Genomic DNA, 16,149 nt, shown 5'->3' on the forward strand with positions numbered 1-16,149 from the left:
AAGTTACTCCTGCATCTGCAAGGCGAGTGACTGCTCGGCAAGCCCAACGGCATAGTCGATTTGCCTCTCATCGGACAGAGACATCTCCACGTCACCGTTGCCCCACGAACTAATATTCGTGATGTCGCGGCACCATCCCTTTGGATCATCCGCCTGATCGAAGGCCATGTTGTAGACGAGCACAAGTTTCGACTGCAGGGGGATGACGTCTACGAAGTTCGTATCAAACTTGAACGCAACATAAAGCTTTTTGCACTCGCGCCTTGCCGCCGGATGTAGGGCCAACAGACGCTCCTCCAGCTTGAGGTAGAGCCCCCGTATAGCCCCCGCGAACGGCGGGTAGTGGTCAAGATCGTAAAGCTCCGCCTCAGCCTGCTTGGGCTCCGCGAATTCTGCCAGGGTCGATGGATCCGGCTCTGGCCAGACCTTGAGGACGACAGCCGCCAATTCGGTCCCCCGGGCCTGAATCTGCTCTTTTCCCCACTCCTTCTGCTCCCTTATCCGGCGGTTGAGGGCCAGCGGGCTCGACAGGAATCCGCCCTCCCGCATTTCAAGTTTTTCTTGGAACGGGCGGTAACTCAACTCACTGTTGTATCCGGTCAGGGTGAGGTTGCCCAGCGTGTGGAGCAGCCTAGAATGCACTTCATCGGCGTTCTCCCCCAAACAGGCCCGCCATTCATCTGAGAGCCTCTGTGGCATCACGTGCTCAATGGTGTATCCTGCCGCCTTCACCGGTTCCTTCGGGTGAAAATGGTTTTCCAGCCTCTCAAGCATATAGGCGCAACGAGGTGTGTTGTAGACGTCTTTGCCCTCCAGCATCTGGGCCGTCTCAGCGCCGCTTGGGAATTTCCGGTAGGTGGCAAGCTTGAGAAACTCGGCCTGGGCGCTTCTGAAGTAACGGGTCTTGTCTATCCTCTTCGAGATGCCCGCGAAAGTCTTGTTCATGGAGTTTGTCGGCATGCCGCACAAGAACCGACGAAATACGTAGCTCTCCACCAGTTTCGTCAGGGAAAGCAAATCTTCGCGCTTAAGCAGGCCAATCTTCCAGTCTCCGTAAAGCTCCAGAAGGAAAGGGTGGGCCACATCAGCTCGCAGGGTGGCGATGTCGTGGAAGGATTGGTGCAGCTCCGCGTCTTGCTCCTTTCCGAACGCAATAGCCGCATAATGAGCCGACTTCCTGTCCAAATCCGCTGCAACTCTCTCCATGAGAAGGGGCTCGCCTTTTACAGACGGCGACAATGAATTAACGTATTTCTTGAACGCAGCGTAGACCTCATCCTCGCGGGGAATCGAGCCGGTGAGGACCGTCAGATAGGTGCGCATGAATCCGTCGAAACGCTCCTTGTATTGCTGGCCGAACCTCGACTCCATCGGGAACCAGTGCTTGTTGTAAATCCTCTCTTGCAAGCCGTGGGGCAGCCCCATCAGAACGAAGTTCCGGATAAGGTCGGCCTGGGCAAGGTCAAGGCCCGTCGAGTTCATGCTCTCGAAGATCAGTTGAGGGTTGTCCTTTCCGAGTTCGAGGGCTATGTAAACCAGTTGAAGCCTCTGAATTCCAACGAATGCCTCGGCAGGGTCAGCCCGTCCCGACTCGAACGCTGAAAGGAAGAAGAGGTAGTTCTTCTGGACACGGTTGTTGTCGCCGTCGCCCAAGGGATGGTCGAGGCACAATTTCCTGTACGTGTCCTTGTCGGAGCGCGTGAGCTGAAGCTTGATGTAGTCGTCCGACTCCTCCTCCTCGTTTCCGTTGAAAAGGTAGAGGTTTCCTATTTTCTTGGGACTGGCCCCGACGTCCACCCCATCAGACGCCCGCTTGCGAAGGGCCAGCAACATCAGGCTGAGCGTGGTCAACCGTTGCTGCCCGTCGATGACTAACAGGGAGTTGACACTGGCCGCCATAAAATTTCCGTCAGCAACATAGACAACAGACCCAATAAAATGGGAGGGCCCAGGTGGTGCCTTGGCGATGGCCAGGACGTCATCAAGCAGCCTGGAGCACTGCTCCTGCCGCCATGAGTAGGTTCGTTGGTAAATCGGAATCCGAAACTGCTTGTTGCCGTCTACCAACTGTAACAGCGTGGCCTTTTGCGCGTCCATGGAGGTGATGTCCCTCTGATTGTTGGGAATTGAGGGAGGAGATCCGCGCCAAACTGGCTGACACCTCCGCGTCCTGGATCCGGGCTATTTTCCTGGTGATGAACCTGCTGGTCAGGTTCTTTTTGCCCTGAATCGGCCTTCTCTAAATACGGTGCCAGACTGCTGTCTTGGTTGGTAGCTTGGCACAGAGGATGCTGATCTGGAACTGTTGACATCCGCTAATGTTTACCAAATGAGGGTCGCAAGACCCTCTGCATTAATGTTAATATTTATTATTAAATTAATACAATAAATTTTTTTCAAAAGTTGTTCAGATCGATATTTTTACAAAACCATCTGGCGCGATACAGTCAGAAAGCCGAAACCGGAAGGACAAAGATCGCGTCCGCATCGGGGGTACAGACGCACCCGCAATCGCACCCGTTGAATGGCGAACTCGGCATCGGGCAAAGAGAGAAAAAAGAGGTTCACCCGATAGCCCAGAGCCTGTCATTCCGGGATACGGACAGCATAACCACGTCCACTCAAGGTGGTCTCAAAAGCGAAACGCACTCCCCGGCGAACATAGCCATGAATTTGCTCCAACATCAGCCGTCCGGCCTGCACGGCGGCTTGTTCCGGGGCAAATGGACTCAAACCGGCGGCGATCAGGTCGGCGTTGACAAAGCGGAGACAGTGGACTTCATGGGGCAGGAACTCGGTGGCAAAAGTCGTCTTGCCTGTAAAGGTGGCACCAGCCTTGATCAGGAGTTGTCTGTCGTCACCCGCGGGCGACGCCTGACACAGCGATACGGAGCGGAGTTTCCCCAAGGGCCAGGCGCATCCATCCTGACAAAAATTCCCGACTCCGCGCCAGCACTTCTGGGTAACAAAATCGAACAGATTCAGTGGAGGATGCCTCTTCCCCGATTGCGCCGCCACCTTGCGGCCCGGCAAACCACCCTGAAAAGGCTAGAAGGCCTGATGCATCCAGAGCCGGCCACCCCTGGGGCGGGGTTGACGATGACCCTCCCAATCCGCGTTCACACGCCGCCATGGCGCGAAGGTGGACCGTTCCCACGGACGGATGGTGCGTCGCTCGTGTTCGTCCATGTTGCGATCCATGCACAAAATGGGCTGGTTGCCGTGTGCAGCAGTGTCCATGGAGCATGGCACAGAAGAGGTCATATGACTGACCGCCGGTTGGTTTGCCAGGGTGTTTTTCCACCCTGGCAGACTGCTGAGAGAGCCGTTGACAAGGCTCTCAGGCACAACGCAACACGTTAAGATACGCGATCTCTTTGTGCAGATGCGCGCATCGTCCGAGGGTGCCAAAACCAGACACCAGAATGCGTCGGGCCATTGGATCAACAGCCTGCCAGTCTTGAAGATTATTCGTATTTTGCCGTGGTTTGACCTGAGCTTTGATTCCAGAAGATTGAAATCTTGGAAACCGAACACAGATCAATATCGTGCCAGACTGCAGAGGAGTTGTCGACTTCGTAAACAACTTTAAGATCCCAACTGCAGGTCTTGATGCCGCGTGAGAAATGGATGGGCACCTCTTCACCGTCATCCATGGTTTCACGACCCAGGACATCATTTTCCCAGTCATCGGAGTGGGCTGGAGAAACAAAGACCTTATCAATAACATAACCAGTCTTATTGACCAAAGTGAAATCCTGGTTCGGTCCGGCACTCAAACTGCCAACCATTAGTTGTGCCGAAAGAAAAACAGAGGCGGCAAGAAAACGTTTCATCTATCAACTCCTGTTGGTTGCTTGTAACTGATATAAAGCGACATAATTATGCCCATCAAGCACAGATACTGCAACAGATAAACTGTGCGGTGTTGGCAACAAACATCCAGATAGGCGTAACAGGAATCCTGATTGTTCCCATCCTAGAACAGTCGGCAGCGACGCCACATCGCGCCGTGCGAGAAGAAGTGCGCCTGAGCAAAGGCGCTCCGATTGCTGTCGGCAGCTTGAGAAAGCCACCGACAGTATCGGATTTTGTGAAAATCTGAACGGTTATGCGAAAGGTGCGGGCCAACCACTTGTTGCAATCGGAGACGATGATCTTGCAACCCCCGGCTCCGCACTCTATGCCGCATGATGGATGTGGGCAATACGCCCGATCAACGCCAACCGGCTTTTGATTCGCAACGGGCCACGGCCTTTGGGTGATGCCGCTCCCACTCGGAAATCGAGCGGGTTTCATGTTCCGGCATCTGCTCCCGCATGCACCGACAATAAACCTCCACGGTGCGACGCCTCTGATCTTCATTTCTGTTATCCCGAATACACCTCTTAACCAGATCATGATCGTGCCTTCTGGAATCATTGGCGTATACATTGGTATTGTAATTTTTTTGCTTGTAATAGGTGGTGGTTCCTTCATTCTCATAGTAATTCGGCGGAATTTCCTTGCATCCGGCCACAACCATCAGGGCAGGTATTAAAGAGAAGAACATCCGTGATTGACCCATGGGTTGATTCTCCTGTTTTTTTTGTTTTATTAACCCGTCGCCCACGGCATGACATACGCAGACGATATCCTCATGATGGATATGGTTCAACAGCTACTCCAGAATGTCAATGGCGGAGTAAAAATCCCCGCTTTACGCGATTGATGCCCTTTGATAGCGATGCCTTGCTGGGAAAGTTGTTCAGGAGTCAATCAACATCACTGCTGTCCAAAATAATCTGCCGTAGGCTATAGACTCCTTATACTGGCGCGGGTTGAGTCGTGTTTGGGACGAGTTTTGCGGTTGAGGTTGTCCTTTTGTCGTTCATGGCTGAAAGCTGTCCAAATCATGTCAGCGGCAGGGCCATTTGCTGTGGCTCCGAGGGGTTTGGTGGGGTATTGAATGGGTTATCTATCCAGACACGCAACTCCCGGTATCGGCGCCTCACTTTCATGATGATGGACGCCGATATCGTGGCGGTCAGCCCTTCATCGGTACGGCGGGTGCTGCGCGGAGCCGGTCTGTTGGCGCGTTGGAACGACAAGCCAGGCAAGAAGGGCACAGGCTTTGATCATGAATGCCGTGGCGGCGGCGTTCGGCAATGAGGACGAACCGTTCGACGCCGAAACCTGGTTACGCAACAAAACGGCGGATTTGATTGGCAAACGTCCCGCCGAATGGCTCTCCCATGGTCTGTTTCGCACCACCGGGTGGGATCTGGCCCACCGGGTCGGCCTGAGCGATCTGTTCTGGCGCTCCTCGGATCGGGAGGTGGATGGGGCGGATGCATTTGCCCACCTGGTGAGCAACTCCCTTGGTCCAGTGGTCGGGTATGTCAAGCAGATCTACACGGCCATGGATATCGCCAAGAGGGGCAACAAGGAGCGCGCCCTGGAGATGCTGCTTCCCAAGGCGGCCAGGGATCTCCTCAAGAGCGGTCGTTATATCGCGGAGGGTGGGGTTTTGACCATGAAGGGGGACCGGCTGCTGGAGGACCAGTTGTCGGCGGTGGAGCTGTTCGGCCAGGCTCTCGGGTTCAATCCGTCGCGGGTGGCCGAACAGCATGCCGCGAACACGGCGATCAAGAACGCGGAGAGGTTCATCGAGGATCGTCGCCACCGGTTGCTGAATGCCTATGGCGAAGCCTGGCGCAAGGGGGATGACCGGGCCATGGACGCGGTGCGTGAGCAGTTTTTTGCCTTCAACCAGCATCATCCCCGCTACAGCATCAAGGGCGATACGATTCGACACTCCCTGCGTACCCGGCAACTGATGCACAACCGGGCACAACATGGCATCACGGTGAACCCGAAACTGTCCGATCTGCGCGATGACGCGCATTATGTGGTGCAGTAGTCTGGATGCGTCCGACATTCGAAACGAGGGTGTGACTGGAGCTGGGGATGCATCGTGTTTGAATGACGCATGGATTGATGGATACCGGGAGAAACTTCCAGGGCGAATTTCTTCCTGTCCTGTATTGGCATGAGGGCGGATGAATCGAAAACGGGAAAGGAATTTTCTTTGTGATGGCTACGAAGCAAAAAAGCCCGGACGTGTGCCGGGCTTTTTTTCACCACTTTGCTGGCGCCAACATAAAGGCCAAGTCTTGAAAGCAGCCAAACCGTAACGTTGCGTGGATCAGCGAAGCAATTGAACTCCCGAGGGAATTCTTTCACCAGATATTGTTACCCCAGAGTTACCCGAATCAAGGAAATCTGCTTTTTACTGACTTGCAACTTATTGATTTAATTGGTAGCGAGGGGCGGACTTGAACCGCCGACACACGGATTATGAATCCGCAGCTCTAACCGACTGAGCTACCCCGCCGCAATGAAACTTCAAAGATACCCGCTTCCTTGGATGACGTCAAGAAAAAAACAGAACAACCGCCACCACGCCGCATTGAATCCACCGTCCGGAACCATCACGGCCATGCCCGAGGCGCAAGGCCAAACGCACCCGGTTCGAGACAACGTCCCAAACCAAGATCCATTCAAGAATAAATCAAGATCCCTGGTGGGACGGAAGATGCGACCATCCAAGTCGAAATTCGGACCAGGCCAACCCAGGCCAAACTAGGCCAAGCCAAGCCAGGCCAAACCAGGCCAAACCAGGCCAGGCCAAACCAGGCCAACCCAGGCCAACCCAAGGCCAAGCCAACCCAGGCCAACCCAGGCCAACCCAAGGCCAAGCCAACCCAGGCCAACCCAAGGCCAAGCCAACCCAAGCCAACCCAGGCCAACCCAAGCCAACCCAGGCCAACCCAAGCCAACCCAGGCCAACCCAAGCCAACCCAGGCCAACCCAGGCCAACCCAGGCCAACCCAGGCCAACCCAGGCCAAACCAAACCAGGCCTCACGCAGGGTGATTTTTTCACCCGTCCGATTCACTCCGTCCGCGATGCCGCAAGCCACGCCAACAATTCGGATTGAATCGGCTCGAATGCGGCCCGAACCCGCGACAACTGCCGTCGGGCACTCGGCCACTCACGGGCACGCACCGCATCGTGCAACAGCCGCGTCTCGTTCTGCATCTGGGGAAACACCGAATGCAACATCGAACCGCGCAACACATGCGACGTGGATCGGGCCTGCTCGTAACGACCCGCGGCCAACTCCTGTTCCAACGTATCGAGCAACTCCGGAAACTGCTCGCAAATCAACCGGGCAATGCCCGGGATCTCGCCACTGTCCAACCCCAACGCCACCAACGCCTGAACCACCTGGGGCAACGTCTGGGACGACAACACCCCACGCTCCTCCACCGCGGTCACGGTCGGCAGATGACGATGCAACACCCGCCGCAACTCATCCAGGGAGACCGGCTTGGCGAGAAAATCGTTCATCCCCGCCTCCCGACCCGCGCGCCGGTTCGCCTGGGTGACATCGGCGGTCAGGGCGATGATCGGCACCGCGACCCGCTCCCGCTGCTGCTCCCACTCACGGATCAAACGGGTGGTCTGATAGCCGTCCATCAGCGGCATCTGACAATCCATGAACACCAGATCGAACGGATCGGCCTGAAAACGCTCCACGGCCTGCAACCCGGTGGTGGCCGTGACGCAACGCTCCCGTGAACAGCCGATCTTGGCGAGCATGCCAAGGGTGACGGTCAGATTGGCGCTCTGATCATCCACCACCAGAATGCGCGCATTGTCGATGGATGGGGGGTGCGCAACCACCCATGACGCCTCCCTGGCGTCGGACGGGGACACGGTGATCGGACTTTGCTCCCGAAGCGCGAGCGTGAAGACGAATACCGCTCCGGATGACGCATTCGGGTTGTCATCCACCTCGATGTCGCCCCCCATCAGACGGATCAACCTGCGACAGATCGCCAACCCCAGCCCGGTCCCCCCGAACTGGCGCGTGGTGGCGGAATTGGCCTGCGCGAACCGCTCGAAGATGTGTTGCCGCTCCTCCTCGGGCACGCCAATGCCGGTATCCCGCACCTCGAACAGATATTCGATAAACCCTTCCGCACGCCGCACCGTCCCTCCCAGACAGACGACCTCCCCACCCGGCGGGGTGAACTTGATCGCATTGCCGATGAGGTTGGTGAAAACCTGCCGGATCCGGTTCGGATCTCCCAGAACCGAGGTGGGAAAGATTCGCGGGAACTGACAGTCGATGGCGATCCGTTTCTCGTGCGCCAGAGGCATCATGGCCAACACCATTTCGTCCAACAGTTCGGCCAGGTCGAAAGGGGTCTCCTCAAGCTCCAGTTGATCGGCCTCGATCTTGGAATAATCGAGAATATCGTTGATCAGATAGAGCAACGTCTTGCCAGAACTGCTGGCCAGTTCCAGCCTGTCCTGACTCAGAGGATCCGGATGGGCATCCTTGAGCAACTCCAGCACCCCGAGCACCACATTCAACGGCGTGCGGATCTCATGGCTCATCGTGGCCAGAAAATCGCTCTTGGCCTGATTGGCCGCCTCGGCCTTGACCGTCGCCTCTTTCAACTCCTGTTCCACCCGCACCCGTTCGGTCACATCCAGCTTGATGGCGATGAAATGGGTAATATGACCGATTGAATCGATGACCGGCGTAATGGTGGACTCCTCATGAACCAGCGTACCATCCTTGCGCTTGTTGATGAACACCCCGCGCCACACCTCGCCGCGCAAAATGGTGTTCCACAGGTCGCGATAGAACGTCTGGTCCTGCAAACCGGATTTGAGCAGACGTGGATTGCGTCCGACCGCCTCCTCGAAGGTGTAACCGGTCGAACGGCTGAAGGCCGGATTGACCCACTGAATCTGTCCGGCGACATCGGTGATGACGATGGTGTTGGCCGCCGCGCGCATGGCGGTTTCGTGGAGCATCAGGTTGGGCTGCAAGGCCCGCGAGGCGGTCGCCTGCGCGGTCTCCACGCGCTGTTGCCGAAGGCCGGCGCAGACCGCGCAGACCATCTTGATCAGACGTTTCAGGCGCGGCGTCTTTGCCATGCCACATACCCGCCGATCAAGAGCAGGGCGAACAGGACCGCGATGGAAACCATCCAGAGGGTATTCTGCTTGACCCAGGCCTGATTCTCGCCGATCACGTAGCCCAGCACCAACAGAATGATGTTCCAAAGGGTGGCGCCGACCAGGGTATACCCGACAAACGGGGAAAGACGCATGCGTCCCACGCCGGCGGGCATGGAGATGAGGTGACGCACGCCAGGCAGGAACCGACCGGTGAAGATGGAGATCTCGCCATGTTTGGCGAAAAAGGTTTCGGTTTGCGACAGGTGCTTCTCGGTGATCAGGAAGTAGCGACCAAAACGGGCGATGAAGGGGCGCCCGAGCCACAGGGCCAGATAGTAGCTGCCGAGGGATCCGACGATGCTGCCGAGGCTGGAGGCGACGATCGAACCGCCCCAGGTGAGTTTTTGCGTGGAGACCAGATAGCCCGCCGGAATCATGACCAGTTCTGAGGGAACCGGAAAGATGGAACTTTCCATGGCCATGAGCACGAAAATGGCGAAGTAATCCAGCTGCCCCATCCATTCGAGCAGCAGACTGGTGACGCGTTCGCCCATGGATCGCTCCTGGTGATGTTCGAAGAAAACGAGAGAAACGCTTAAAGAAGGGGTCGCGACAGATGCGGAAAAAATGGCTGGCGGACTAGGATTCGAACCTAGACTGGAGGAGTCAGAATCCTCTATCCTACCGTTAGACGATCCGCCAAGAAGGTTGACAAATTGGGATTATTGCATAATTTCATGATCGAGTCAAACAAAATCTCGCGGATGGTCGCATTTCCCCGATCTGAGGCAGGATGGCCTAGAAAAATCGATCAAACGGAACCGGGGTTGTGAACTGCAAGAGCCGTGACGATCGCATCCACTCCGTAGCATTCTTAACAGGATGGCGTCCGATTGACTTGGCCGGGAAGCCGGGCCCCCGGCCAGTTTCTGGTCCGCGTCAGGATGACGTCCGATTGACTTGGCCGGGAAGCCGGGGGCCCCGGCCAGTTTCTGGTCCGCGAGAAACAGCGTTCACGGACGCATCAGGTCCGCCTCCACCTCGTCGCGGTTGGCCTTGGAGGTGAGCAGTTCGCTCAGGGTCAGGGCGAAATCCATGGCCGTGCCGGGTCCGCGCGAGGTGATCACCCGTCCGTCGCGCACCACCGGCTCCTCGAGATAGGTCATGGTCGGCAGCAACGCCTCCGGCATGCAGGTCGGATAACTGGTGGCCCGCTTGCCGCTCAGCAATCCCGCGTTCGCCAGCACCGCCGGGGCCGCGCAGATGGCCGCCACGTATCCCCCCTCCCCCTCCAGACGCTTGAGCAGCGCATGCACGCGGGGATCCTCGTCCAGATGGGTCGTGCCCGGCAGACCGCCCGGCAGCACCACCATATCGAAGCGGTCATCGACCACCGCCTCCAGCGTCGTATCCGGTACCACGGCCACGCCGTGACTCCCGCTCACCGCTCCGGCTTTCAACCCTGCGGTCACCACCGTCACCCCCGCGCGACGCAGAACATCGATCAGCGTGACGGCCTCCACCTCTTCGAACCCCTCGGCCAGGGGAATCAGCACCCGTTTCATGATCTCGCCTCCTTGGATGGCCCCATGCGGAGCGATGACGAAAAAAGGATGAATTACCCTTTTATTTCGATATCTTATGATAATAGCACACCTGGGGTCAACGAAAAATCTTCCCGCCATCCGGGAAAATATCGTTCCATCCCCCCCGGATCCGCACCAAGGACAATGACACCCGCGTCGCAAGGGTGTTATACTTCATCGTTCTGGTTGCCCATGACTTGGGCCCGGTCCGCGTCCTGACGGTCGCTCTCCGCGCCGAACCCGATACCATGAGGCTTCATCCCACTGCCAACAACTCAATCGTGCGCGACCATGGATAAGATCATCGTTCGGGGCGGACATGCCCTGCGGGGGACCATCCCCATCAGCGGGGCCAAAAACGCCACCTTGCCCGCCCTGGCCGCCACCCTGCTCACCGGCGAACGCGTCCACCTCTCCAACATCCCGCACCTGAAGGATGTCACCACCATGCTGGAGCTTCTCGGCCAGCACGGTTCCGCGATCACCATCGACGAAAAACTCGGCGTGGAGATCGACAACAGCCAGGTCAACAATTTCCGGGCCCCCTATGATCTGGTACGCACCATGCGCGCCTCGATCCTCGTCATGGGGCCGCTGGTCGCCCGCCACGGCCAGGCGGAAATCTCCCTGCCCGGCGGTTGCGCCATCGGTTCGCGACCGGTCAACCTGCACATCGAGGGGTTGCGCAAGATGGGCGCTCAGATCTCCCTCGACGAAGGATACATCCGCGCCAAGGCCAAACGTCTGCGCGGGGCGCGCATCTACCTCAATCCGGTCACAGTCACGGGCACGGAAAATCTCATGATGGCCGCAGCCCTCGCCGATGGCCGCACCGTGCTCGAAAACGCCGCCCGCGAACCCGAAGTGACCGATCTGGCCATTTTCCTGAACAAAATGGGCGCGCGCATCCAGGGCGCCGGCACCTCGACCATCATCATCGATGGCGTCGAGGAGTTGCGAGGCACCCAACACCGCATCATCCCGGACCGCATCGAAACCGCCACCTTCATGGTGGCCGCCGCCGTCACCCATGGCGACATCACCTTGACCGATACCGATGCCGAGTCCCTCGAATCCCCGATCCAAAAACTGCGTGAGTCTGGTGTCGTGATCGAAATCCAGGATGCGGGTCGCATCCGCGTGAGCGCGCCGGATCCCCTGCTCCCGGTCAACCTGGAGACCTGTCCCTACCCTGGTTTCCCGACCGATCTCCAGGCGCAAATGCTCGTGCTGGACAGTCTGGCCCAAGGGGTGAGCGTGATCACCGAAACCGTGTTCGAAAACCGGTTCATGCACGTCTCGGAACTGCAACGCCTTGGCGCCGACATCCGCGTGCATGGCAACGTGGCCGAGGTCCACGGGGTCGATCATCTGCTCGGCGCGCCGGTCATGGCCACCGATCTGCGCGCCTCCGCATCGCTGGTGCTGGCCGGACTGGCCGCAGAAGGGGCCACCACGATCTCGCGCGTCTACCACATCGACCGCGGCTACGAACGGATCGAGGAGAAACTCCAGGCCCTGGGCGCAGATATCCAGCGCACCAGCGGTTAGCCCCCTCAAGACAGACTCTTTCAAGACTCTTGTCTGACATTGTGAAACAGGATTGTCCGCATGATCACCATCATCGATTACGGCTCCGGCAATCTGCGCTCCGTGGCCAAGGCACTTGAGGTCGCGGGCGGCGCGGTACGGGTCAGCGGCCTCCCCGAGGATGTCAAAAACGCGGGGCACCTGGTTCTGCCCGGCGTGGGCGCCTTTGCCGACTGCCGCCACAACCTCGACCGAAGCGGTCTGATCCCGCCCCTGCTCGACCACATCCAGGCCGGCAAACCCTTCCTGGGGATCTGCGTCGGCATGCAACTCCTCTTTGGCGAGGGCCATGAATTCGGGGTCCATCCCGGTCTCGATCTGGTATCCGGCAAGGTGGTCCGCTTCGCCAACGACATGCCCGATCCCCACGATCCGAACCAGAAACTCAAAATCCCGCACATGGGCTGGAACCGGGTGCGTCAAACCGGCGTCCACCCGCTTTGGGGCGGCATCCCGGACGAAACCCATTTCTACTTCGTCCACTCCTATCACGGCGTGGCGGACCACCCGGCCCATGTGGCCGCCTGGTGCGACCATGGCGTCCGTTTCACGGCGGCCATCGCCCGCGACAACCTCTTCGGCACCCAGTTCCACCCGGAAAAAAGCCAGGAGGCCGGTCTGCGACTTCTCAAGAACTTCGTTGCCTGGAGACCCTGATCATGATTCTCATCCCGGCCATCGACTTAAAGAACGGTCAATGCGTGCGTCTGTTCCAGGGCGAAATGGATCAGGCCACGGTCTACTCCGACAGCCCCGCGACCATGGCGCGCCACTGGCAATCCCTGGGAGCGCGCCGGCTGCATGTGGTGGATCTCAACGGCGCCTTTGCCGGCGAACCGGTCAACGCCGCCGCAGTGGCCGCCATCCTGGAGGCCCTGACCATCCCGGTGCAGCTCGGCGGCGGCATCCGCAACCTGGAAACCATCGAACGATGGCTCACCGCCGGCATCGACATCGTGATCCTCGGCACCATCGCCTGTCGGAATCCCGAACTGGTACGCGAGGCCTGCCGGCTCCATCCAGGACGGATCTCGGTGGGCATCGATGCCCGTGACGGACTGGTGGCGGTGGAGGGATGGTCGGCCACCACCGAAATCACCGCGCTGGATCTGGCGCGGCGTTTCGAGGATGCCGGGGTGGCAGAAATCATCTTCACCGACATCTCCCGCGATGGCGCCTTGAGCGGTCCCAACATCCCCGCCACCCGCGCCCTGGCCGAGGCGATCACCATTCCGGTGATCCTCTCCGGCGGCGTATCGTGCCTGGAGGATATCCAACACGCCCGGGAGAACGCCGGTCCCTTCGCCAACCGGGGACGCATCTCCGGCATCATCACCGGCAAGGCGATCTACGACGGTCGTCTGGATTTCCAGTCCGCCGCCCGCTGGCTGGATGACGCTTCCGCCGCTTGACAGAGGGAGATTTCAGGCATGCTCGCCAAACGCATCATTCCCTGTCTGGATGTCCGCGAGGGTCGGGTCGTCAAGGGGGTGCAGTTCGTCAATCTGATCGATGCCGGGGATCCGGTCGAGGCGGCGCGCCGCTACGACGAGGAGGGCGCGGACGAACTCACCTTTCTGGATATCACCGCCTCCCACGAAAACCGCGACACCATCCTCGACGTGGTGCGGCGCACCGCCGAGCAGGTATTCATCCCCTTGACCGTAGGCGGCGGGGTGCGGGTCAACGAGGATATCCGCCGTCTGCTCAAGGCCGGCGCCGACAAGGTGGGCATCAACACCGCCGCCGTGTTCCGCCCCGAGTTCGTGCGCGAGGCGGCCAATCAGTTCGGTTCCCAGTGCATCGTGGTGGCCATCGACGCCAAATGCGTGGCTCGTGACGAGGCCGGTCGTCCGTTGCGCTGGGAAATCTTCACCCATGGCGGACGCAAACCCACGGGACTCGACGCCGTGAACTGGGCGACGCGCATGGAAGAGCTGGGCGCCGGGGAGATTCTGCTCACCTCGATGGATCGCGACGGCTCGAAAAACGGCTACGATCTCGATCTCACCCGCGCCATCGCCGACTCGGTGACCATTCCGGTGATCGCCTCGGGTGGCGTGGGCACCATGGAACACCTGTTGGAAGGGTTGCGCGAAGGCCATGCCGACGCGGTACTGGCCGCTTCCATCTTCCATTTTCGTCAGCACACCATCCCGGAGGTGAAGGGTTACCTGCGGGAGAACGGCGTGGAGGTCCGCCTCCCGAAGGAGTCCGAATGAACGCTCTCCAGCTCAATCTCGATGATCTGAAGTTCAACGACAACGGTCTGATCCCGGCGATCACCCAGCAATACGACACCGGCGAGGTGTTGATGATGGCCTGGATGAATCGCGATTCGCTCCAGGAAACCCTGAATACCGGGGTTGCCTGTTACTGGTCGCGCAGCCGGCAGAAGTTCTGGAAAAAGGGGGAGACCTCCGGACATATCCAGAAGGTCAAATCGATCCGCACCGATTGCGATCAGGATACGTTGTTGATTCTGGTGGATCAGGTGGGGGTGGCGTGTCATACCGGACGGCGCAGCTGTTTCTTTCTGGAGGCTGCGGCGGGAACCTGGCGGGCCATCAGCGCGCCGGAAGTGGATCCGAATGAGATCTACAAGCCGAAGTGAGGCTGGGATCGGCGTTCAGGCAAAGGAGGCAACAGGTTCAGACGTTTCCCGCGCCGTTCTCATGGAGCGGAAACGGGTATCGCAACTCCGCTCATAACCTCCTTTTCTCTCGGCGGCATGGACGACAGACCGATACGCACGATTCTTTACCCCAGGGTCCATCAAAAAAAGGGGCTCGATCTGCATGGCAAACCGTGCGGGACCACCTCAGGAGCGCGAAGCTCCCGGTGGTCCCGCATGGTGAGCGGGTCATCGATCAGGGCACGGCCTTGCGAATGCTGATGGCGCCGCGAATCTGACCCTCCACATAACCGATGGCATGGTCGTTGGGATAGGTCTTGCTCAACACCTCCTTGACCGCCGGAGTCACCTCATCCTTGCCGTGGCACCCCAGGCAGAGCGACTGCACCGGCAGGGCCTTGGCATAGCGGTATTCGTTGCCGATCTTCTCCCCCTTCTCGAGTTTGGCCGGCGGTTCGCCCGCGGCGGCCCGCTTGTCGAACTCCTCGAGGACCGCCTTCTCCCAGGCATCCGGGGTGGCGCGCGTCTCGTTGCGGGTTTTCAGGCTGACCCGTCTGATCTTCCAGCCGGTCTCCTGGGAGACCGCGCCTGCGATCTTGGGCGCCGACTCCTTGCACACCGGGATCGCCCCCTGAAAACCGGTTTTGCCGATCTCATCCTGCAAGGTGGCCATCAATTTCGGCGGCAACAGCATCGCCACCTTGCGGGCCTCGTCGAGCATGGCATCGCCCTCGGCGAACGCCTGCGCACCTGTCCAGGGAGCGATCAGCAAGGCTGCGAGCAGGATCTGTTTTTTCATAATTTTTCCCTCGAATGTAAAGATAATGGGAGACCAGGACCGGACAGAGGCAAACCATCGGACCCTCTGTTCTTTTCTCAACTGGATCATTGTCTATGTGAAGGATTCAGGCTTGTCAAGTGACGGGACGACCGAATCGTCAACCCGATATCCGTCGGTTTTGGAAAGAATAACTTTCATGATGGGGGGAGCCCCCTCGCCCCCCGACCGCGAATCTCACTTCGGGCGTGCCACGGTAACTTGCATGATGGGGGGAGAACCCCCTCACCCCGACCTTGGACCTCCCTTCGGGAGTTTCACAGTAAAAAAGAAGGTATACAAACTTGTAAAACGTGGCGTATTATCTTCACCCATGTCACGCGCGCGCCGACGTACTAAAGACTTGCATGATGGGGGGATCCCCCCTCACCGTGGACATCCCTTCGGGAGTTCCACGGTCATCTTCATGAAGGGGTGAGAGGGCGAGGCACACAAGCCGGATCATGCCCCCAAAAACGGCCTCTCCGGCCAGCAACA

At 58.7% G+C, this 16,149-nt stretch carries 15 protein-coding genes, 2 tRNA genes and 1 pseudogene; 7 read left to right on the forward strand and 11 right to left on the reverse strand.

Going from position 1 to position 16,149, the window contains the following annotated elements; all coding sequences use genetic code 11:
- Positions 1 to 3 precede the first annotated feature (3 nt).
- The 5 genes and pseudogenes from ACOY6C_RS10870 to ACOY6C_RS10890 all read right to left on the reverse strand — a co-directional run bounded on the left by ACOY6C_RS10870 (position 4) and on the right by ACOY6C_RS10890 (position 4,657).
- The gene (locus tag ACOY6C_RS10870) at positions 4 to 2,097 is read right to left on the reverse strand and encodes a GmrSD restriction endonuclease domain-containing protein (RefSeq protein ID WP_420905501.1); all 2,094 of its coding nucleotides are present in this window, start codon (positions 2,095 to 2,097) and stop codon (positions 4 to 6) included.
- A gap of 402 nt (positions 2,098 to 2,499) precedes the next feature.
- Positions 2,500 to 2,883 (reverse strand): annotated as a pseudogene (locus ACOY6C_RS10875) (ATPase); the annotation flags it as partial.
- A gap of 165 nt (positions 2,884 to 3,048) precedes the next feature.
- The gene (locus ACOY6C_RS10880; RefSeq protein ID WP_420905502.1) at positions 3,049 to 3,189 is read right to left on the reverse strand and encodes a hypothetical protein; all 141 of its coding nucleotides are present in this window, start codon (positions 3,187 to 3,189) and stop codon (positions 3,049 to 3,051) included.
- Positions 3,190 to 3,467: 278 nt separating this feature from the next.
- Positions 3,468 to 3,836, reverse strand: coding sequence for an argininosuccinate lyase (locus ACOY6C_RS10885; protein ID WP_420905503.1), 369 nt, complete (start codon positions 3,834 to 3,836; stop codon positions 3,468 to 3,470).
- A 380-nt stretch (positions 3,837 to 4,216) separates the two neighbouring features.
- Entirely contained in the window at positions 4,217 to 4,657 is a 441-nt protein-coding gene (locus ACOY6C_RS10890) for a hypothetical protein (protein WP_420905504.1), read from the reverse strand.
- A gap of 341 nt (positions 4,658 to 4,998) precedes the next feature.
- Here ACOY6C_RS10890 and ACOY6C_RS10895 point away from each other — a divergent pair, with 341 nt between their 5' ends.
- A complete protein-coding gene (locus ACOY6C_RS10895) occupies positions 4,999 to 5,151 on the forward strand; it encodes a hypothetical protein (RefSeq protein WP_420905505.1) in 153 nt (50 codons plus the stop codon).
- A complete protein-coding gene (locus ACOY6C_RS10900; RefSeq protein WP_420905506.1) occupies positions 5,120 to 5,902 on the forward strand; it encodes a PLxRFG domain-containing protein in 783 nt (260 codons plus the stop codon). Before ACOY6C_RS10895 ends, ACOY6C_RS10900 begins: the two co-directional genes overlap by 32 nt.
- A gap of 397 nt (positions 5,903 to 6,299) precedes the next feature.
- Here ACOY6C_RS10900 and ACOY6C_RS10905 read toward each other — a convergent pair.
- From ACOY6C_RS10905 to ACOY6C_RS10925, 5 genes are all read right to left on the reverse strand, one after another.
- Positions 6,300 to 6,376 (reverse strand) — tRNA-Met (locus ACOY6C_RS10905).
- A gap of 559 nt (positions 6,377 to 6,935) precedes the next feature.
- Positions 6,936 to 8,999 (reverse strand): ATP-binding protein, encoded by a 2,064-nt coding sequence (locus ACOY6C_RS10910; protein ID WP_420905507.1) that lies wholly within the window; start codon positions 8,997 to 8,999, stop codon positions 6,936 to 6,938.
- A complete protein-coding gene (locus ACOY6C_RS10915) occupies positions 8,978 to 9,577 on the reverse strand; it encodes a DedA family protein (RefSeq protein ID WP_420905508.1) in 600 nt (199 codons plus the stop codon). Before ACOY6C_RS10915 ends, ACOY6C_RS10910 begins: the two co-directional genes overlap by 22 nt.
- Positions 9,578 to 9,651: 74 nt before the next feature.
- Positions 9,652 to 9,725: transfer RNA gene (locus tag ACOY6C_RS10920), tRNA-Gln, on the reverse strand.
- Positions 9,726 to 10,036: 311 nt separating this feature from the next.
- On the reverse strand, positions 10,037 to 10,588 hold the full coding sequence (locus ACOY6C_RS10925; protein ID WP_420905509.1) for a DJ-1 family glyoxalase III: 552 nt from the start codon (positions 10,586 to 10,588) through the stop codon (positions 10,037 to 10,039).
- A 312-nt stretch (positions 10,589 to 10,900) separates the two neighbouring features.
- Between ACOY6C_RS10925 and murA the strand changes: the two genes are divergently transcribed.
- Genes murA through hisI form a run of 5 tightly spaced genes read left to right on the forward strand, consistent with a single transcriptional unit; the run spans position 10,901 to position 14,813 of the window.
- Complete coding sequence (gene murA, locus ACOY6C_RS10930) at positions 10,901 to 12,160, forward strand: UDP-N-acetylglucosamine 1-carboxyvinyltransferase (protein WP_420905510.1); 1,260 nt, start codon at positions 10,901 to 10,903, stop codon at positions 12,158 to 12,160.
- Between the two features lie 60 nt (positions 12,161 to 12,220).
- Complete coding sequence (gene hisH, locus ACOY6C_RS10935; protein WP_420905511.1) at positions 12,221 to 12,856, forward strand: imidazole glycerol phosphate synthase subunit HisH; 636 nt, start codon at positions 12,221 to 12,223, stop codon at positions 12,854 to 12,856.
- Between the two features lie 2 nt (positions 12,857 to 12,858).
- Positions 12,859 to 13,611: a 1-(5-phosphoribosyl)-5-[(5-phosphoribosylamino)methylideneamino]imidazole-4-carboxamide isomerase gene (gene hisA / locus ACOY6C_RS10940; RefSeq protein WP_420905512.1), complete on the forward strand. Its 753-nt coding sequence runs from the start codon at positions 12,859 to 12,861 to the stop codon at positions 13,609 to 13,611.
- A gap of 18 nt (positions 13,612 to 13,629) precedes the next feature.
- Entirely contained in the window at positions 13,630 to 14,421 is a 792-nt protein-coding gene (hisF, locus tag ACOY6C_RS10945) for an imidazole glycerol phosphate synthase subunit HisF (protein ID WP_420905513.1), read from the forward strand.
- A complete protein-coding gene (hisI, locus tag ACOY6C_RS10950) occupies positions 14,418 to 14,813 on the forward strand; it encodes a phosphoribosyl-AMP cyclohydrolase (protein WP_420905514.1) in 396 nt (131 codons plus the stop codon). Before hisF ends, hisI begins: the two co-directional genes overlap by 4 nt.
- A 256-nt stretch (positions 14,814 to 15,069) precedes the next feature.
- Here the strand turns inward: hisI and ACOY6C_RS10955 are convergent, their stop codons facing one another.
- On the reverse strand, positions 15,070 to 15,633 hold the full coding sequence (locus tag ACOY6C_RS10955; protein WP_420905515.1) for a Tll0287-like domain-containing protein: 564 nt from the start codon (positions 15,631 to 15,633) through the stop codon (positions 15,070 to 15,072).
- Positions 15,634 to 16,149: the final 516 nt, after the last annotated feature.

Source organism: Candidatus Magnetaquiglobus chichijimensis, from assembly GCF_045865675.1.
Classification (GTDB): Bacteria; Pseudomonadota; Magnetococcia; order Magnetococcales; family Magnetaquicoccaceae; genus Magnetaquiglobus; species Magnetaquiglobus chichijimensis.